Origin of the sequence: Niastella soli (assembly GCF_017742245.1) — a bacterium.
Classification (GTDB): domain Bacteria; phylum Bacteroidota; class Bacteroidia; order Chitinophagales; family Chitinophagaceae; genus Niastella; species Niastella soli.
Genome location: NZ_JAGHKO010000005.1, coordinates 171,134 through 189,501, shown reverse-complemented (window position 1 = coordinate 189,501; position 18,368 = coordinate 171,134). Strand labels below are relative to the sequence as shown.

Genomic DNA, 18,368 nt, shown 5'->3' with positions numbered 1-18,368 from the left:
TTAATTTTTATTTCATTTTCCACTTATAAAGGTAGTATTACTGTAAGGCCCCTCTTGTGAAAACCAGCCTGTTATTAACGGATTCACCCAATATCTTCTACCTGATGGCTATACCACCTGTACATGCTTATAAGTAGTTCGCGGTAATGATCTACCAGCGATTGTAAGGTAAAACTTCGGTTAAGTCCGCTTGGATTGGGTAATACCCAGACAATGGCATTACAAAACAGCGCCTCCTGTAACCCCCATTGAACTGTTTTTAATCCTGAAAAAGCCTGCCAGGCGGGTTTGCCCAAAAAAGCAAGACAGGCAGGTTTATATTTTTCCATCTTTTTCCTGAATGGTTCAATCGACAGATCGAATTCCTGTTTTGATAATTCATCAGCCCGTACTGTAGGTCTCTCTACCGCCGTGGTTAAACCATACCCATAGGTAAGAATGGTGGTATCTGATTGAGGTTCTATTTCATGCGGCGTAAATCCGGCCTGATGAAGCACTCTCCAGAACCGGTTACTGCGATTGGAGAAATGATGACCGTCAGTTGCGGATTTTAACCCGGGGTTAATTCCACAAAACACAATCGGTAAATTTTCCGAAAGAATATCTGGTAACTGGTTATTCATATCATTCTAATTTTTTTATTAAAGGTTGCATCAACGGATCGCCACCTTCCATTGCTGCCATGTTTTGGCCGCGGCAGGCACAAACAACACCAGCAAGGCTGTACCAAGAAGCATCAGGGCAAACGTCATAAACACAGCCCGGCTTGTTAGCAGTTGACTTTGCAAACCGAGGTTTTGCCAAATTGCACCAAGGGCGATACCCGATCCTTGCTCAGGTGAATATCCTTTCAACACATACAATGACCGGTATGTATTTAATCGTGCTATTGTATTCTGGTTCTCCGCCGTTATGGAACCGAGAAAACCTTCTTTGAAATATTGATTGTAATATAACTGCAGGTTATAGAAACCGGCCATTGAATTGAGCGTTGCTATAAACCGGGTAAAAGCGGCCAGCACTATGCCACTGGTACCACTAAACCCCGGCGCCGATGTTAAAATATAAATGGTAATGGGAACAAACAGCAACCCTGATGCTGCGCCCTGTATGAACATGGGCAAGAGCAGGTCAGTAAAAGAAAGATCAGGCGTCAAGATGAACCACATCCATACATTGAATAATCCCAACAACCCAAACCCCGTTACGAGAAAATACTGGATGGCCTGTTTTTTCCGGATCATCAACTGCGTGGAGAATATCACCAGGCCAACCATCCCGGCAATGTTGCACAATCCCAGTGTAATTACCTGAACCGGGCTCCACCTGAGAATACCAAATGCGTAGTTGTATACCAGGTTTATGCTGTCTTTACCGCCGTAATAAATGCCCAGTAAACAAATTCCAATCACAAAATGGATTGACTTAAATACAGCCAGGTGAACTAATGGCCGTTTAATGATGCTTTGCCTGTACAGAAATAACAATATTCCAATTGTGGCAATGGCCCCGCTATAACAGATCCGGATATCATCAAACCAATAATATTTAGAACCATAAATGAAAGTATAGGCAAGCGACAAGCCGCTACAGGCAATCAGGATAGCCCCCACCCAATCTAACTGGTACAATGGGAACCGCCTGTGCCCCGCATGCCGCCTCAACATCAGCAAAGCTATCAGCAACGTTACCAGTTGCAGACCAATAAGACAATAGTAAGTTACTTTCCAGTCTGCCGCTTCCAATACCACGCTTGCAATCAAAGCCACCAGAACAATATTGCTCAGGATCGCCGGATAAAAAACAGCCGCGCCGATCAATTGTGCACGTTCACCAGGCACCCGTGAAAAGATCAGGATCAATACAGATACATTAATGCTTCCTACCAATATGCCCTGCAGGAACCTGATAACAAACAACCAGTTTATATCCTGGCATCCAAAACAAAGACAATTCAATAAGATTGCCAGTACGATATTAAAAATGAGATACCCACGTATTTCGAAATACCTCAACAACCGGAATTGCAATGGCAGGATGGCAATGATACCCGAATACGTTGACATTAAGCAAAACAACACATCTTCGGGCTGCGCCCCCAAATAGGCAGCGACATAATTACCTGTCAATGCAAATAATCCCAACTGCATCAGGGCAGAAAGCAATATCAACAATAAAGCGATCCGGATGCCCCAATCCCAATCCTTTATCCACGATTTAAAATATGCAGGTTTCATCTTACACTCATTTTTTAACAGCTACAATTACATTCATTCCGGGTAATACACTTTCCGCATCCTTCCCTTCAAATTCAATTTTAACAGGCACCCGTTGAATGACCTTGACAAAATTCCCGGTGGAATTGTCAGGTGGCAACAACGAAAAACGTGCGCCAGTGGAGCCAGCGATAGCCGTGATCTTTCCATTAAATACTCTACCGGCTATCGCATCGATCCGGATCTCCACTGCCTGTCCTACGTACATCCCCTGTACCTGTGTTTCCTTATAGTTTGCTGTTATCCATTTTTCCCCTTCATTTATTATACTCACCAGGGGTTGCCCCGGTTGAATTTGCTGTCCTTCCAGGATATTTTTACGACCCAGCCGGCCGGCATACGGCGCCCGTATAACAGTATACGATAAATTCAGTCTGGCCAGGTCCAGGGCGGCCTGTTTTCGTTTTATATCTGCCTGCAGCAAGGAAAAATGCGTCTTCAATTCTGCAATGCGCGCCTGATTGGTCTTCAAACTATTTTGCGCAGCACTGTAATCACTTTCAGCCACATCGTACCGTGCTTTTATTTGTTCCAGTTCTGCCCCGGTAGCAGCTTCTTCTTTTACCAGGTTCGTATATCGTTTAATATCTTGTTGTTGTTGTACATATCTTGCCTGCGCGCCTTTGATCTGGTCTTCGTTCACACTGGTGCCTGTTTCTGCTGAATGGATATTCGCAGCGAGTACCGTCAGTTGAGCACTGGCGTCTTCCATGGCAGCCTCGGCCGATTTTAACTGTGTACGGTATTCTCTATCATCCAGTATAACCAGCGTATCGCCCTGCTTCACCAATTGATGTTCGTTAAAACATACCTTTTGAATATAGCCGCCCGCCCTTGCAGACACCGGGTTAATGTAAGACTCTATCTGAGCATCGTTGGTCTCTTCATAATGTGCGCTGTAGCGCCAATATCGTATAATGTATATCACACCAATAACAATAGCAATTACTGCGATCACCGTTAAAACAATATTACCGGGGTGTATTTTATGTTTTACTTTTTCCATTTTTCTAAATTGTTCACTTTATAAATTACCACTGACGTAAAGGATATTATAGTAAATACTGAGCGCGTTCGTTTGCGCCCTGATCAAATTGAAGCGTGATTCCTGGTAAAGATTATCGGCATCCAGCAGATCTGTTAACAGGGAAAGCTGATTTAAGTATTTTGTGTTTACGATCTTATAATTGACCTGGGCCTGCTCTACCGACCGTTCATTTACCTGTATCCTGGTAAGCGCCTCCACGTATTTTATATATAAGGAATGCGCCTCTGTTCGAACATTATCAGCAACAGCCTGTTGCTGTACTTCCCCTTCCTTTATCCGAAGCCTGGCCGCTTCCACCTTACGCTTATTATGATAAAGTGAAGAAATACTGTATTGCGCTTTCAGGCCAACAAAACCTATGGCATAAGCCTGATCAACAGGTGGAAAGAACAGGTAATTAGGATAATTCAACCCGTAAGCCGTATAAAAGCTTATAGTTGGCAGGTTGCCACTTTTGATACCTTTTAATCTGGCGCGCTGCAGTTCTATACTTTCAGTTGTCTTTTGTATGGCATAAGAAGTAACCCCTGCGGCTTCGATAAAAGACTGTAATGAACTTATTGCAGGCTTTGCCATACCGGCTGAATCTACCGGTGAGATCCGCACTGTATCAGGAATGTTCAGCAGGTCATCCAGTTTCTGGTTCGTAATGGTTAAATTGTTTTCATTCTCCTGTAAAGAAAGTTCAACGTTCGACAACACTACCTCTGCTCGCAATACATCACTCTTAGTGACCTTTTGATTATTATAAAGTGCGTTGATGTTATTGACCCGCGTTTGTGCCCGGTTAAGCTGATCAGCAATAAGCTGCTGCAGATCGGTCAACCTTACCAGTTCTAGGTACTGTTGGGCTGTTTGCAACGCTATGCTACCCGATTGATCTTTAGCATTCAACCTCGCGAGGTGTAACCGCGATTGCTGTTCACTTTGTAACGCCCGCTGCTTACCTCCACTATAAATATTAAATAAAGCGTCAACACCCAAAGCAGCCCCATTTGGCGTTGGTTTCCTTGGTCCGGTAGCGGAATGACTGAGGCCATCCGTAAAAAGGGTGAGACGGGAAAAACGTTGATAAGAACCGTTGGCAGTAATTGTTGGCAATGCCGCGTTATACGCATCTTTAAGATCTTCACCGGCAGCGCTTTCTTCAATAGTGGCAGCCTGCACCAGCTTATTCTGTCCCTTTGCAAAGCGCACGGCTTCTTCAAGGGTAAGTTTGAATGTATTACCATTGTAAGCCTGTGCACTTCCTTTGGTGGCCCTGAACAAAAGAACAGTCAGTAATAGAACTCTAACAAACAAACGGCATTTGCAGCCGATGTAATTATTAATATCCATAACTCAAATATTTCCCACACAAATGTCTGATTAATGGGAAAGTAATAATAGGCTGAATAGCCTCAGTATTCGTCGAAATGGCTTATGATGGAATATGTGATCTACATCACTTTTTATAAAAGCTACCATTCAAAATTCCCCCTACCTGGCGCAAGCGTCCACCTTACAGGTCTAATCAGGCTAAGACAATATTCGTCGAAAGACCGTATATGAAGAATGAATTCCTTTAAAGGAATTGTTTCCGGTATTCGACTGGCGACATACCCGCGTTTGCCCGGAAGAACTTACCAAACACAGATTGATCTGAGAAATTCAGCATTCCACTGACCTGTGACACCGTGAGCGCTTTGTTTTGTAGCAATACTTTTGCTTCAAGCGTTACCGTATCATCGATCCATTTTCCGGCCGATTTCCCCGTTTGCTTTTTAATGGCGGCCGAAAGCGACTTGGGTGTGAGATGAAGCTGACTGGCATAAAAATCCAGTTTATGCTCCTGCATATAATGACGGTTAAGCAACTGCCTGAAATTTGTCAGCAGCGGATGCGCCTTCCCAAAAGAATCTCCTGGAGCAACTTGTTCCCGGCAATACCCATCTATTTCATAGATCAACGCAAAAATATAGCTTCGGATAAGCTGCGCTTCATGATAGGTAGAAGTAGTTTGCGTCAGTTGTATGAGTTCAAATATTTTACTGAATTTATTCAGAAAAGCTCCTTTCAGCGGTAAAGTATGGCGATCATTGTTTTCAAAAAAATCGTACCTCGATAGAAATAATGCGTCAGCATGTTGCTCCAATAAAAAAGTATCCTTAAAAAAAATAACATCCATCTTCAGCAGGTCGCTGCGTTTAGAAAAGTACCGGATAACCGACGGCCCCAGGGTGATCATGGCAGGCGCATCCACATCTATTGATACCGTACCTGCACTTAGCTTTACACCACCTTCTTTAATATAGACAATAGCATAACTCTCGGCGCGGTATGGCTCTTCATGATAGGGATGTTCACCCGATTGCACAAAAAGATATTCCTTGTTACTATCGGGCACAGAAAAAAGCCGGCTATGCCTGGAGAGTGTAAAGGTTTTTATAGCGCACATGTACGTACTGTTTAATTAAAAATATACAGGCCCGCTTAAGCAGCTTCACTCATTGTAACAGCTCTTAACCGTTTGGAGTTCAATTTCTCAGATACAATAACAATTGTCATGGCAATAGAACCCCATAACAACATTTGCCAGGTAGACAAATTCCAACCTCCTATCCGCCACGAAAGCAAACCAAAATAGGTACCAATGGCCCCTCCTATAAAATAGGTGGTCATATAGATCGTATTTAACCGGCTGTGGGCATGTTCGTGCAAACTATAGATGCGGGCAAAATTGGTGATCTGCGTTGCCTGCACCCCAATATCCAAAAAGAAAATACTAACCACCAAAACCGGCATTGAAAGCGGAAAAAGCTTAATTAAAACAACACTTCCGATAGTAAGACTTCCCGTTATAAATAATGACTTATAAGCACCTCCTTTATCAGCTTGTTTTCCAAAATAAGGTGCCACCAAGGCCCCACCAATTGCAATAAGCCCAAAACTCCCAATAGTACTGGCTGAATAGCTAAGCGGCGCGGCACTAAGATGAAACGTGAGCGTGGTCCAGAATGAACAAAAAACCCCAAATGTAAAGGCGCCCAACAAAGCAGCCTGTCTTAGTAGTCTGTATTCTTTGATCAGCAATAAAGTTGACTTTAGCAGGTGAAAATAATTCCCCTTGAATTTTGGAGCTACGTCTGGAAGAAATCTTTTTAGTAAAACAACTGCCCCAAATACCAGTGTTGCAGACATGCCATAGACATACCGCCAACCTAACCAGCTGGAAATAAACCCGCTCACTACTCTCGCGCCTAAGATACCTACCAGGATGCCGGCAAATACTCTTCCCACCGTTTTTCCCCGGTTCACGCCATCTAAGGTAGCCGCCATAGGTAAAATGATCTGGGCCGGTGTTGAACACAACCCGATCAGGAAACTCAGTAGGTACACCAACGCCAGGCTGGAAGCAAACGTTAACCCAACCAGCAAAACGCCCAGCATCACCATCAGGAAAAGGATCAGGTTTTTACGGTTAAGCTTATCACCCAATGGAAGCAGGAAAAACATGCCCACCCCAAAACCCAGTTGTGTAAGCATGGAAATTTTACCTATCGCTGCTTCACTGACATTAATTGACACCGCAATATCTTTCAGGATAGGCTGATTATAATAAATATTGGCAATGATAATACCTGCGGAAACCGCCATCAACGGAATAATAGCCGGATGTAAATTGGATTTTTTTAAACTCATCTTATATGATTGATCGGATAAACGGAGGTGAAGATAATCAACTTTTTTATAAATAGACAGACCAGTCTATTCATTACAACAAATAAGCTTCAAGGCCAACATTGGCTCCCATATCCATCTCAATTATAAAAGAAGGGTTAAGCAGCAACGGAATGGACTGACTTAAATTCAACAGGTTTGGGATACCTACCACTCCAGATTATATAAACAGTTTGTACCAGTAAGTATAGAATGACAAAAGTTGTAACAAATAACAACAATGCCGCAGCCATCCGGTGTACTATATCCGGCTGCATTTGCGCATAACTTAAACAGGCCACTGACACTGCAGCCAACGGAAAGCTCACGGACCACCAGGAGACCTGAAAGGGACAAGACTTAGGTAATAAGAATATTTTACTGCCTAATATTATCAATAGAAAAATGAAAAAATAAAAGAACGTACTCGCCATCATATCCTGAACTCCGGTGATCCCTTTATACCCATTAAAAGCCAGGGCAAAAGGTGCCACCAGAATTATAAGGGACGGTTGGGCATTGGTTGCCATTGGTGCCTGAAAAAAAAGCCGAGAAAAAATAATCGCCATCAGGATTATTATAAAGATGATCCCGAAGCCAAAAAACATCAAACACAATTCATGAGCACCCGTAAAGTGCAATGAGCTGCCAACTATAGGCACATTCAGGGTCCCTGTAACCGGTAGCACCCAAACAGGCATAGCGCTTTCAGGCGACTGTGGTTTGCGCATCCATTTACGCAGTACAAACCAGGCGAATAAAAACATCAACAATACACCTGATAGCCATAATGCAGCTGCGATCACTGGGGCATATGGCAATAAAATTCCAGGCATGAGTAATATGGAGATGATAATCGTTGAAAAAAAGCTTATAGAAACAGGATCATTGAATTCACTTTTTACCGATGCCGGGTACAACACCCACTTGACAGCGTAGGCTATAACCAGCATAACAAAAGCGATAATTGCTGCACATCCTATAACTTCAGCAATTAACCTGTTTATATGCCAGGCCCTACAGGCCAGCCGCCAGGCAAAACAAAGAGCCGAGAGTCCCATTACGCCACCAAAAAGGCTAACAGGCATAAACTCAAGAAAACTGGCTTTATAAGCACCCTTGTTTTTATTTTTCATTATCCCAGTTTATAGATCCAACTCAATATCTGTGACAGGACGGGAACAGCAGATCAGCACCCTGCCCATTGCAGGAGGATCTAACGGGGACGGGTCGTATTCAATTTTTCCATCCAGCAGGGAGCTTTCACAACGATGACACACCCCAACCCTGCACGACCAATGAACCTGGATATCACAAGTTTCGGCAGCTTCCAGGATATTATTAAACCGGGTATTCCAATTAAACGAAATATTGCTTTTTGTAAAATTAACAAGCGGTCCTGTTCCTGTGTTATCAGGAGGAAGATGTGGCGTTATGCCAGCGGTGGTCGCAATATCCATATTCCCAAATAACTCTGTCTTAATTTGCCAATCAGCATTGCCAAGTGATCGCAGTGCTGTCGTGATGACCGACATATACCCCATAGGACCGCAGATATAATAATTGCATCCCGGGGGGAATTGCTGGTTTGTCAAAATGGTGAGATCAAGATGCCCCTGAAAATCGTATTGTATTCCTGGCTTTTCTTCGCTTACCGGCTGACTAAAAATCCTTATTCCATGAAAGTTTCTCAAATGGGCAGCAATTTCTTCTACCTCCTTTAAAAAAGGATAACTGGCCCCGTTTCGCGCAGAGTGTACCCACCATACCTCCCGCATGGGAGAATCGCGTTCAATAGCCTGCAGCATGGAAAGCAATGGCGTAATTCCAACACCCGCGCTTAACAACACAACGGGTCCCTTCTTATCAGATAAAATGAAATCACCCATGGGCGCACTGACCTCAACCAGATCGCCTTCCAGCAAATGGGTATGCATATATTCACTAACAACTCCTACCCGCTCACGTTTAACAGCTATCCGGTAAGTGTCAGTTCCTTGCGGCCCACAAAGGGAAAACATCCGCGTTAACGCAGTCTTATTGGGACCGGCAGGAAGTCGAACTGCAATATGTTGACCAGGCAAAAAATCAGCCAATGGTTTCCCATCGCCAGGGCGTAGCTCAAACGAACGAATGTCAGCAGTTTCTATTTGTGAACGCTGAACGATAAAAGGACGATACCCTTCCCAGGCAAGCGGCCGGCCATAAGCGCCTGAAAGACCTGTATTGCCCGTTGTTACGCCTGCTTCTTCCGCCTTTAAAAGGTCCTGAAATGATTGGCTCCAACCTTTGCTTAATGCAGGAATTTTTAAAGCTTTCAGCAATTGATCTTTGGGATGGTTGTTTAAATATAACAAAGCATCCACCTCAACAATGTTCATATGCTCCGGACCGTCAGCAATCTTTTGAATAAGGTCACCCGCGCCTATTTCTCCTTCCTGGATAACCCGGAAATAAAAACCAGGTCGTTTGTGAGTTACCAGCAAGGCCGGCATTTCCGGAACCCCCAAACTTATTCCTACTCTATAGCAAGTGACCCTTGGTTGCGTAACTTCGAATACAGCACTACCTATCGCATAACGGTCACCAATACATACATCTTTATCAGCCAGTCCCTCCACAGTCAGATTCTCGCCGAATTGACCGTAATACAGATCGGGCCGCTTCAAATGCTGCCGCCAATATTCGTAGGATTCTGCCTGGTAAACAAATACAGCACGATGCTCCCCACCGTGCGCCCCCAGGTCTGTCTGACGATCTCCATCAATGTTTAGCCGCCGTACCATCACCCTGCCACCAACCGGCTTTTTAAAAATAGAGGTCTTGATAAGTTTCCCGCGGAATTCAACTTCCCGCGACAGCCCAACATTTACAGATAAGACTTTCATGAGAGATAACAGTTTGTTATCGTTCAGCAATATGAGTAAACATTTCCAGTAGGGAAACAACCATTTGTGGTGTATAAAGATTGAATTGCGCGAAGGAGGCATCGTCGCCCACTTTAATGGTAAAACTATCGTTCACCGGGGCCAGTACTTCAAACATGGCTTCATCTGTATAATCATCCCCTACGGCTAAAATAAAATCGTACTTATTGGCAATTAAGAACTGTTTTATCGCGGCGCCCTTATTAATTCCCTTTACTTTTACTTCAACAATCTTTTTACCTGTAAAAACATCCACGTTTTCGTTGTTGAGCTCCTCTTTTAATTCATTGTAAAGCTCGGCAGCCAGTAAATTTCCCTGACTCACATGGGCATTACGATAATGCCAGACAATTGCATATTCTTTTTCCTCTATAAAGGTGGGCCGGCATTCCCGAACATATTTGTTCATTACCTCTTTTACCGCATCCTTCCAGCGGTTGGGACCGGTTTCTTTCTTCAACCAGGGCTGTCCTTTTAATTTTACACAACCGCCATGCTCGGCTATAATGTTTATATTCAGATGCACAAACCATTTATCAAACCAGTCCCTGTTTCTGCCGCTGATTATACAGAGATCATTTTTGGTGGTGTTCAGTTTGCACAATATTTCCATTAAGTTATCGCCAGGTATTGCATCCGAAGGGTTGGAAAAGAAGGAGATCAACGTACCGTCATAATCCAACAGGATCAGTCTTCTGTTGGCTGACCGGTATTGCTCGATGAGATCAAACTTTGAATAATAATCCAAAAACTTCACTTACATACTTTTTATACGTGCAAATTAAAAATGGTTATCAAGTCATACGTTAAAACAGAATTAGAAAAAAATTAATTCCACGTACAAGCTTTAATTTCAGGTAAATTTGCAACACAAAACTCCTGCTCCCTTAATTCATAGGTAAGAGACCCCTGCACATTCGTAGCGTAATTTACTCATTTGTGGTTTGATCGTAAAACAAAAGAAGACCGTATACACAAACAGGAATATGAAAATTAATCTGGCTTTAATAACATCTATTATTGTGGCAGTTGGTTTGGTAGCCCTTGGCTTCACCATTGTTCAGATCTCCAGTGACAGAGAGCAATTAAGAAATGAGCTGGAAGGGAAGACCATCCGGGTTGCTGAAGATTTTTACAAGACTTACTTTGAAAGCGTAGAACAGGGCGACAGCCTTCGATACAGTAAGATCACCGACAGTGTTATTGGTCAATACAGATTTGCCGGTATGGCCGTTTATTTTAACCAGGATAGTATTATTCCTTTAAACCAGGATGTAAAGCCATTCCTGCCAGCTTCAACAGATTTTGTTTCACTGGCGATCTCTGCCGACTCCTCCATGGGCCGGTTTATTAAAATAAACAACAATAACTATTATGTATATACCAGGCTTATAAAAAAGGTCGATCTGCCTGCGGCTGCTGTTGTTTTTTATACCGATGCAGAATACATCAGGCACCTTACAAATAGCATCTGGTTCCGTAACTTCTGGCGCTGGTTTTTGCAGGCCCTTGTTATTTCTGTTGTAACCCTGCTTATCATAAGATGGGGAATTTTATCGCCGATCAACAGGGTAATTGAATGGGCCAGGGCCGCCAGATCGGGCGACTTTGACCTGCTGCAAAAACGGCCACGGGTAGCATTTCTTGAACCATTGTACAAAGAGATCTCCGGGATCGCAAAAGCCATGCAGGAAGCGAGGGCTATTGCACAGGAAGAAGCAAGACTAAGAACAACAGCAGAATCGGTATGGACACCCGAGCGTTTGAATGAAGAAATGAAAGTATTGCTGCAAAACAAAATGATGGTGGTCATCTCGAACCGGGAACCTTACATGCACATCCACGCCGGCAGGGAAATACAATGCATTGTTCCCGCCAGCGGTATGGTTACAGCCATGGAACCAATATTAAAGGCCTGCGGCGGGTTATGGATCGCATCAGGAAGTGGTGATGCCGACAAAGAAACCGTGGATGAACACGATAAGGTATCGGTACCGCCCTATGAAAACAAGTATACTTTACGACGTGTATGGTTATCGAAGGAACAGGAGGACCATTTTTATTATGGTTTTTCCAACGAAGGATTATGGCCGCTTTGTCATATTGCACATACAAGACCCATTTTCAGAAAAATTGATTGGGACTATTATGTTGAAGTAAATCAACTGTACGCCAAAGCAGTGCTTGAAGAAATAAAAAATGAAGAAGATCCTTTTATTCTTGTTCAGGATTACCATTTTGCCCTGTTACCCCTCTTTATTAAGCAGGAACGGCCCGATGCCAAAGTGGCCATATTCTGGCATATCCCCTGGCCAAACCCAGAATCGTTTGGGATTTGCCCCTGGCAAAAGGAACTATTACAGGGTATGCTGGGCGCTGATCTGATAGGATTTCATACGCAATACCATTGTAATAATTTTCTGGAAACGGTTAATAACGCCCTCGAATCACGGGTGATATGGGAAAGCTTTTCGGTGAAGGTCGGCAACCATTTTACCATGGTGAAACCCTTCCCTATCAGCATTGCTTTTACTTTGAAAAATTATGAAGCCAAGCCTACCCCACGACAGGAACCGGCTGAATTAATGAAACAACATGGCGTTACTGCGCAATACATGTGTATTGGGGTAGAAAGAATTGATTACACTAAAGGATTGATTGAAAAGTTTTTGGCCGTTGAACGATTTTTAGACAAGTACCCATCTTACCAGGGTAAATTTACGCTGGTCCAGATTGGTGCAGTGAGCCGGGCACTCCTGAAAAGCTATTCAGACACTGTTACTGCAGTTGAAACTGAAATAAACCGGATCAACCTGAAGTTGAAAACAAAAAACTGGCAACCTATTCTGTTTTTAAAGCGGCATCACAGTCATGAGGAGATCATGCCTTACTATAGAGCCGCCAATTTATGTATGGTAACCTCCCTGCACGATGGCATGAACCTGGTAGCAAAAGAATTCATTGCCTCCCGCGACCAAAACGATGGCGTTCTTATTCTCAGCCGGTTTGCAGGCGCCTCACAGGAACTTCATGGCGCGCTTATTATTAACCCATACGATATTGAACAAACTGCCGATACTATAAAACAGGCGTTGGAAATGCCTAAGGAAAAACAAATTCAAAAGATGAAGCTTATGCGCAGGATGATCATGAATCATAATGTATATGGCTGGGCCAGTAACATTTTAAGGACCATGTCTTCCATTCAGAATTGATGATCGATCCTGGTCAGGCTGGACGCCTTACAGAATTCAGCCTGTTAGTACTGCTGGCCGATGCAGGCGATCACCTTGTTTCAAAAGAAGAAATCCTGAACAAGGTCTGGAAAGGCAAAGACTCGGATTACCACTTGTAAAGCAGATCGCTGAAATACATAATCCTACTACAACCTATCAAAGGAACTGCGTGTTCAATGTTTTTATTTTATCCTTTAAAACCACCCATTAAGGTCTTTTTAAGGTTAGATCTTATAGATTTACAGTATTAATGTTTAGGATTTTTTTTCGTGAGATTTAGAGGGGTGATACCAAAAGTATCGCCCCTTTTTTTCATTAAAAACTGTTATTCATCTTAGTTACCATTTCTTTTCTTTCTCTTTAAGCACTATTTAAGTTATTTGCGTTTATCATTGTAGCCTCAATACAACGGGTAACCCGTTTACTAGTTAAATGATCTTCTGAATTCCTGTGGGGTGAGATTTGTCTTTGTTTTAAACAAACGGCTAAATGACTGGGGATGCTCGAATCCTAATTGATAGGCAATCTCTGCGACCGACTGATCGGATGTAGATAATATCTCTTTAGCTTTTTCAATCAATCGGTGATGAATCAACTGCTGGGCGTTTTGCCCCGTCAGGGAACGAAGCATATCGCTTAAGTAGCTGGCAGAGATATTCAACTGTTCAGCAAGCTGCTGCACAGTTGGGATGCCTTCACTAATGGCACTTTGACTGGAAAAATGATTGTCCAGGATCGCTTCCAGCTTTTGTAACAGATCGTTGCTTACAAATCGGCGGGTAATAAACTGCCGTTTATAAAAACGTTCCGCATAATTCAGCAATAGTTCAATCTGCGCAATTATAATATCCTGACTGAAATCATCGATCCGGCTATTGAACTCCTCTTCCATGATCTCAAAAACAGCAACTATAGTTTCCTTTTCTTTGTCAGACAAATGCAATGCTTCGTTGACAGCATAAGAGAAAAAACCGTATTCTTTTATTTTTTTCGACAAAGGATTGCCGAGAAAGAAATCAGGGTGTATTAGAATAGTATAGCCGGTATGTTCGCCAATTTCTTCATCATTGCTTATTACCTGTCCGGGAGAGGCAAACATCAACCCGCCTTCTTCAAAATCATAATACCCCTGCCCATACCTGAGCTTACCGGTTAGCTTTGTCTTAAAGGATATCTTATAAAAATTTAATACATGAGGCCGTGGCAGTCTGTTGAGATCGATCTGGTTATTTAAGTTATTTACCAGCGTGATCAACGGATGCAACGGCTTGGGCAGATCGAACAGCCGGTGTGCGTCAGCTATGGAATTAAGTTTGAACCTGGTATTATCCTTCTCCATGATAAAAAATTACTACAATAATAATTTACAGCAAAATAGTTACAGGTTAAATCCTGAACGTTACCAGGGAATTATCCCTCCCTCCGGATTCATTTCTTCACTAATATACTTACCGGTTGGTCCATCGGCTCCTATCAAAACATATTTGGCGATCCGTGCACCCGCCTCCTCCACGCTGCCGGTACCCCGATGGTTATTAAAATCGGTTTTTGTAAAGCCGGGGTCAACGGCGTTAATCCGGAATGGTGTATCACGCAGCTGGTAAGCAAGCGCGATGGTATACATATTCAGCGCTGATTTTGAAGACTGGTACACGGCGCCTTTAAATTGATAGTATTTATGGGTTGGATCATCAGCCAATGTAAGCGATCCCTGACTGGAGCTTACATTCACAATGCGTGGCGTCGGCGATTTTTTTAAAAGGTCTATAAAAGCCTGTACCATCCTGACTACGCCAAATAAATTGGTCTCATATACAGCCTGGAACTGGTTTATGGAAGCTTCCAATGCCGACATCGGCAACCCGCCGTTTATTCCGGCGTTATTGATCAAGACATCCAACATGTCCGTTTTCCTGCCAATTTCCTCCCGGGCTGCATTTACCGATGCAGTATCGGCAACATCTAATACTATGGCCTCCACATTGAATAATGCTTCCCCTTTCAGTTTTTCAACGGCCTCCACCCCTTTTTCCAGACTGCGGCTGCCCAGGTAAACATAATAGCCTTTTTGCAACAATTGACGAGCAGTTTCAAAACCAATACTTTTGTTTCCTCCTGTTATCAATACTTTTTTCATGCTAATTTTTTTGATGATTTTGTCCAAAGCAAACGGCGCTTTGGTTTTCTTTCATCAAAATTGAGCAATAGCCATTGCGGGGAAGTAACCTGTTTGCGGAATTTTGTAACAAAATCAGGGGTGTTAATCACTTTCATTTATCACGTCCAGGATAGTAAAGGTCTTTTCACCGGCGGGCACCTTCCATTTCACCTGTTGCCCTTTTCTAAACCCGATAAGCGCAGTTCCAATGGGCGCCATGATCGAAATCCTTCCTTCTTTAACATTGGCTTTATCGGGTGTTACCAGCACGAACTGCAAAACGGCCTCTTTCCCATCTGCCTTTATCTGTACAGTAGAGTTTATCCGCACTGCATCCTCGGGAAAATCAATTTTGTCAACCAACTTTGCTTTTTTCAATTCAGCATATAATGCTGCTGCATTACGAGGATCAAACGCTGTCCTTTCGTGCCCGCCATTCAGGTAAGAGACCAACAGTTTATAATCGTCTGTTGTAACAACCAGTTCGTTCTTTATTTTTAACATGAGGATTTTAACTTTAATTAAAAAATATTGATTCATTAATTGCTTATAGCCCCGCCTAACATTTTTGACAGGATCATTCTCCAGGTATCAGCATTTCGTTCCAACTTGCGCCGGTCGGCCAGCTTATCTATACTATGATCATAAAATGGTAAAACGATCGTTGGTTTGCCGCGGGTCAATTCGAATTGCAGGTCTATCTTTTCCAGGAACTGTTCAAGGCCTTTGTAATTCAATTCTTCCTGGGTTATGCTGCCATAACTTTTTTTAACCGCTACAACAGCCACTTCATTCAGGTCAATTATCGTGGGGCGTTTTACTTCCCTACCGGTATCCAGTACCAACAGGCATTTCTTTATTCCATCCAGGGCTATTATCATCTTTCCTAAATCCAGGTGACTGGAAAAAGACATGTTTAATTTTGATCCCAGTTCACTAAGTTCTCTGTACTTATTTGAAGTAAACAGTGTATCAACGTTACTCATCTTTATATAAATTTAATGTAGCAATAGTATCACTATTGCGATAGAGGTGATAACACCCTCATCGCATAAAGAATACCTGTCTCCCTTTAACGGAAGAACACAAAAAAGGATATAGTAAGCTATCAAGCCTGATAATTACCTATGCGGAAAAACGAACAGGAATGAGAATAGCTGTCAGGCTTGCCGAAAAGTGCTAAAGTCCTTAAAATTGGAAATGTAATATAAGCTGGTGCAAAAAGGTTGGAATTCAGTAAATGAACAGGTATAGCAATCTGTCATATCAACCAGTACATGGTTGATACGATTGTTGACAATTATATTTTCGGTGCTACCTGGCATCTTTATAAAAGTAGCACTAATTTACTGTATAGATGGCAAATAAATGTTAATTAAAATTGAAGCAATAGTAGCGAAGATCATCGCTTTTTAATGCATTTAATGTCTTTTAAAATATTGTACTTCCCGTTCATGCTTTTGAGCGGCTGCCAACGAACTGAATGTACCCAGGTTTCTCCTTTTATGCGTTTTAGGATCTTTTTTCTTTGAATACAAACGGTATTGTCCGGATTTTAATTTGCGTATCATATTGATCCATTTTATGTCAAGCGTGCAATTATCATACCTTCAGTTGTCTTAATAAAAGAGCCTTCAAATCGTTAAATTTGAAGGCTCTTTTATTTCGAATCATTCCTACGTTAGTTGTTCCTTACTACCGTTTTTGTGATAAAGAACCCAACAGTTCTTCCAGGTTTTGAATAGAGGCGGCATAGCCTTCTTTGAAGCCCATTTCAATCATCCTCTCCATACGGGCAAGCGATTCATTATAAATGGTAATGTTCACTATTGTTTTTCCTTCCTGTTCGCTAAAATTAAAATCCCATTCAGAACCAGGCGGTTGAGGATTTTCATCTTTGTCTGCAAAAACATTGAACATTTTGAAATGGGTCTTTGGCGTAATGGAAGTGTATTCCTGAAGTATCCAACCCTCCTGTCCATCCGGACCTACCATTGCATAAAACCTGCGGCCACCCACTTCAAAATTCATATGTTTTGTTTTTGAAACAAAGGGTTTGGGCGCTACCCATTGGTCAAGCAACTCCTTCGTGGTAAATGCATCCCACACAAGCGAAAGTTCGGCATCAAATTCTCTGGTTATATATACGGTTTTAGCCGCTTTGTCAACCGTAAAATCAAATAGCAAATTCGTTGTCATTTTTTTTGTTTTTTAATTGTTGCTAATACTTTGTCAAGTTGATTAAATTGAGTTTCCCAAAGTTTTCTGAATTGATCTAACCATTTATCAATCTCTTTCATTTTTTTAATTTCAAGGGAGTAATAAATTTCCCGGCCATGTTGTTCCTGTTTTACCAATTCGCACTCGGTCAATATTTTAATATGTTTTGACACCGCCTGTCTGCTGGTATTAAAATGTTCGGCAAGGGCATTGGGGGTCATTGCCTGCAAGGCAATCAGGGCCATGATCGCCCGCCGGGTTGGGTCGGCAATAGCCTGGAAAATATCTCTTCTTTGTTCCATTGTTGAATTATTTGCAACTACATGGTTGCAAATATACGTGCAATTATCTGGTTGCGCAATTTTATTTTCAGAATGAAGAAACCAACACTGATGTTATTAGTGTTAGACGGCCAAACGCCAGCCATTTACAGAAGAAGTATCCAAAAAAGTTTGAGGGTAACAATTCCGATCATTTTAAACCTGCTATATACAATTCATCATAGCATAATTTTATTTTACTATAATATGTAATTGGGTGATTGCCATTTTTATAACTTCAGTAAAAAGGCGGTTTTAATATCACCTACTACATTTACATACAATTTTTCGTCATTCACATACAATCTACTTGTAATACCAGGGGCCAAATTGTACTTTCGCCAGGTATTTTTTACTATATGAAAACGAACCCCTTTTTTCCGGTAAGGAAACGCCCCGTATGAAACCCTACACACTATTGAAAAATATCTTCCCGATTTCTTAATAGTCCCTGAGCACATACGATGATGCGCCTGAGGTTCAG

General features: G+C 42.3%; 18 protein-coding genes. 2 read left to right on the top strand and 16 right to left on the bottom strand.

All coding sequences use genetic code 11. From position 1 onward, the window contains the following. Positions 1-83: 83 nt before the first annotated feature. The 9 genes from mug to otsB all read right to left on the bottom strand — a co-directional run bounded on the left by mug (position 84) and on the right by otsB (position 10,707). The gene (mug, locus tag J7I42_RS21320; RefSeq protein ID WP_209140895.1) at positions 84-623 is read right to left on the bottom strand and encodes a G/U mismatch-specific DNA glycosylase; all 540 of its coding nucleotides are present in this window, start codon (positions 621-623) and stop codon (positions 84-86) included. 30 nt (positions 624-653) lie between these two features. Beyond that, positions 654-2,237 (bottom strand): MFS transporter, encoded by a 1,584-nt coding sequence (locus tag J7I42_RS21315; protein WP_209140894.1) that lies wholly within the window; start codon positions 2,235-2,237, stop codon positions 654-656. Between the two features lie 7 nt (positions 2,238-2,244). Beyond that, positions 2,245-3,282 carry an HlyD family secretion protein gene (locus tag J7I42_RS21310; RefSeq protein WP_209140893.1) on the bottom strand — a complete coding sequence of 346 codons (1,038 nt, stop codon included), beginning with the start codon at positions 3,280-3,282 and terminating at the stop codon, positions 2,245-2,247. A gap of 18 nt (positions 3,283-3,300) precedes the next feature. Then, entirely contained in the window at positions 3,301-4,662 is a 1,362-nt protein-coding gene (locus J7I42_RS21305; protein WP_209140892.1) for a TolC family protein, read from the bottom strand. A gap of 226 nt (positions 4,663-4,888) precedes the next feature. Next, positions 4,889-5,761: a helix-turn-helix domain-containing protein gene (locus J7I42_RS21300; protein ID WP_209140891.1), complete on the bottom strand. Its 873-nt coding sequence runs from the start codon at positions 5,759-5,761 to the stop codon at positions 4,889-4,891. A gap of 35 nt (positions 5,762-5,796) precedes the next feature. Further along, positions 5,797-7,005 carry an MFS transporter gene (locus tag J7I42_RS21295; protein WP_209140890.1) on the bottom strand — a complete coding sequence of 403 codons (1,209 nt, stop codon included), beginning with the start codon at positions 7,003-7,005 and terminating at the stop codon, positions 5,797-5,799. A 137-nt stretch (positions 7,006-7,142) separates the two neighbouring features. Then, positions 7,143-8,159, bottom strand: coding sequence for an SLAC1 anion channel family protein (locus J7I42_RS21290; protein WP_209140889.1), 1,017 nt, complete (start codon positions 8,157-8,159; stop codon positions 7,143-7,145). 9 nt (positions 8,160-8,168) lie between these two features. Continuing rightward, positions 8,169-9,911 carry an MOSC and FAD-binding oxidoreductase domain-containing protein gene (locus J7I42_RS21285; RefSeq protein ID WP_209140888.1) on the bottom strand — a complete coding sequence of 581 codons (1,743 nt, stop codon included), beginning with the start codon at positions 9,909-9,911 and terminating at the stop codon, positions 8,169-8,171. A gap of 16 nt (positions 9,912-9,927) precedes the next feature. Continuing rightward, complete coding sequence (gene otsB, locus J7I42_RS21280; RefSeq protein WP_209140887.1) at positions 9,928-10,707, bottom strand: trehalose-phosphatase; 780 nt, start codon at positions 10,705-10,707, stop codon at positions 9,928-9,930. Positions 10,708-10,936: 229 nt separating this feature from the next. On the opposite strand from otsB, the gene J7I42_RS21275 reads away from it, so the two are divergent. After that, on the top strand, positions 10,937-13,165 hold the full coding sequence (locus tag J7I42_RS21275) for a trehalose-6-phosphate synthase (RefSeq protein WP_209140886.1): 2,229 nt from the start codon (positions 10,937-10,939) through the stop codon (positions 13,163-13,165). Further along, entirely contained in the window at positions 13,165-13,305 is a 141-nt protein-coding gene (locus J7I42_RS21270) for a helix-turn-helix domain-containing protein (protein WP_209140885.1), read from the top strand. Before J7I42_RS21275 ends, J7I42_RS21270 begins: the two co-directional genes overlap by 1 nt. A gap of 305 nt (positions 13,306-13,610) precedes the next feature. Here the strand turns inward: J7I42_RS21270 and J7I42_RS21265 are convergent, their stop codons facing one another. From J7I42_RS21265 to J7I42_RS21235, 7 genes are all read right to left on the bottom strand, one after another. Further along, the gene (locus tag J7I42_RS21265; protein ID WP_209140884.1) at positions 13,611-14,525 is read right to left on the bottom strand and encodes a helix-turn-helix domain-containing protein; all 915 of its coding nucleotides are present in this window, start codon (positions 14,523-14,525) and stop codon (positions 13,611-13,613) included. A 60-nt stretch (positions 14,526-14,585) separates the two neighbouring features. Then, the gene (locus J7I42_RS21260) at positions 14,586-15,323 is read right to left on the bottom strand and encodes an SDR family oxidoreductase (RefSeq protein ID WP_209140883.1); all 738 of its coding nucleotides are present in this window, start codon (positions 15,321-15,323) and stop codon (positions 14,586-14,588) included. Between the two features lie 123 nt (positions 15,324-15,446). After that, positions 15,447-15,848 (bottom strand): GreA/GreB family elongation factor, encoded by a 402-nt coding sequence (locus tag J7I42_RS21255; protein ID WP_209140882.1) that lies wholly within the window; start codon positions 15,846-15,848, stop codon positions 15,447-15,449. Between the two features lie 35 nt (positions 15,849-15,883). Further along, positions 15,884-16,258 (bottom strand): hypothetical protein, encoded by a 375-nt coding sequence (locus J7I42_RS21250; protein ID WP_209140881.1) that lies wholly within the window; start codon positions 16,256-16,258, stop codon positions 15,884-15,886. A 507-nt stretch (positions 16,259-16,765) separates the two neighbouring features. Continuing rightward, the gene (locus J7I42_RS21245) at positions 16,766-16,915 is read right to left on the bottom strand and encodes a hypothetical protein (RefSeq protein WP_209140880.1); all 150 of its coding nucleotides are present in this window, start codon (positions 16,913-16,915) and stop codon (positions 16,766-16,768) included. 124 nt (positions 16,916-17,039) lie between these two features. After that, positions 17,040-17,543: an SRPBCC family protein gene (locus J7I42_RS21240; protein ID WP_209140879.1), complete on the bottom strand. Its 504-nt coding sequence runs from the start codon at positions 17,541-17,543 to the stop codon at positions 17,040-17,042. Continuing rightward, positions 17,540-17,866, bottom strand: coding sequence for an ArsR/SmtB family transcription factor (locus J7I42_RS21235; protein WP_209140878.1), 327 nt, complete (start codon positions 17,864-17,866; stop codon positions 17,540-17,542). Before J7I42_RS21235 ends, J7I42_RS21240 begins: the two co-directional genes overlap by 4 nt. Positions 17,867-18,368 lie beyond the last annotated feature (502 nt).

Excerpts from the sequence above, each read along its gene's own strand:
- mug (WP_209140895.1), bottom strand. The coding sequence starts at position 623 with ATGAATAACCAGTTACCAGATATTCTTTCGGAAAATTTACCGATTGTG.
- J7I42_RS21310 (WP_209140893.1), bottom strand. The coding sequence starts at position 3,282 with ATGGAAAAAGTAAAACATAAAATACACCCCGGTAATATTGTTTTAACG.
- J7I42_RS21315 (WP_209140894.1), bottom strand. The coding sequence starts at position 2,237 with ATGAAACCTGCATATTTTAAATCGTGGATAAAGGATTGGGATTGGGGC.
- J7I42_RS21300 (WP_209140891.1), bottom strand. The coding sequence starts at position 5,761 with ATGTGCGCTATAAAAACCTTTACACTCTCCAGGCATAGCCGGCTTTTT.
- J7I42_RS21260 (WP_209140883.1), bottom strand. The coding sequence starts at position 15,323 with ATGAAAAAAGTATTGATAACAGGAGGAAACAAAAGTATTGGTTTTGAA.
- J7I42_RS21285 (WP_209140888.1), bottom strand. The coding sequence starts at position 9,911 with ATGAAAGTCTTATCTGTAAATGTTGGGCTGTCGCGGGAAGTTGAATTC.
- J7I42_RS21275 (WP_209140886.1), top strand. The coding sequence starts at position 10,937 with ATGAAAATTAATCTGGCTTTAATAACATCTATTATTGTGGCAGTTGGT.
- J7I42_RS21245 (WP_209140880.1), bottom strand. The coding sequence starts at position 16,915 with ATGATACGCAAATTAAAATCCGGACAATACCGTTTGTATTCAAAGAAA.
- J7I42_RS21270 (WP_209140885.1), top strand. The coding sequence starts at position 13,165 with ATGATCGATCCTGGTCAGGCTGGACGCCTTACAGAATTCAGCCTGTTA.
- J7I42_RS21235 (WP_209140878.1), bottom strand. The coding sequence starts at position 17,866 with ATGGAACAAAGAAGAGATATTTTCCAGGCTATTGCCGACCCAACCCGG.
- J7I42_RS21265 (WP_209140884.1), bottom strand. The coding sequence starts at position 14,525 with ATGGAGAAGGATAATACCAGGTTCAAACTTAATTCCATAGCTGACGCA.
- J7I42_RS21295 (WP_209140890.1), bottom strand. The coding sequence starts at position 7,005 with ATGAGTTTAAAAAAATCCAATTTACATCCGGCTATTATTCCGTTGATG.
- J7I42_RS21250 (WP_209140881.1), bottom strand. The coding sequence starts at position 16,258 with ATGTCTTTTTCCAGTCACCTGGATTTAGGAAAGATGATAATAGCCCTG.
- J7I42_RS21240 (WP_209140879.1), bottom strand. The coding sequence starts at position 17,543 with ATGACAACGAATTTGCTATTTGATTTTACGGTTGACAAAGCGGCTAAA.
- J7I42_RS21255 (WP_209140882.1), bottom strand. The coding sequence starts at position 15,848 with ATGTTAAAAATAAAGAACGAACTGGTTGTTACAACAGACGATTATAAA.
- J7I42_RS21290 (WP_209140889.1), bottom strand. The coding sequence starts at position 8,159 with ATGAAAAATAAAAACAAGGGTGCTTATAAAGCCAGTTTTCTTGAGTTT.
- J7I42_RS21305 (WP_209140892.1), bottom strand. The coding sequence starts at position 4,662 with ATGGATATTAATAATTACATCGGCTGCAAATGCCGTTTGTTTGTTAGA.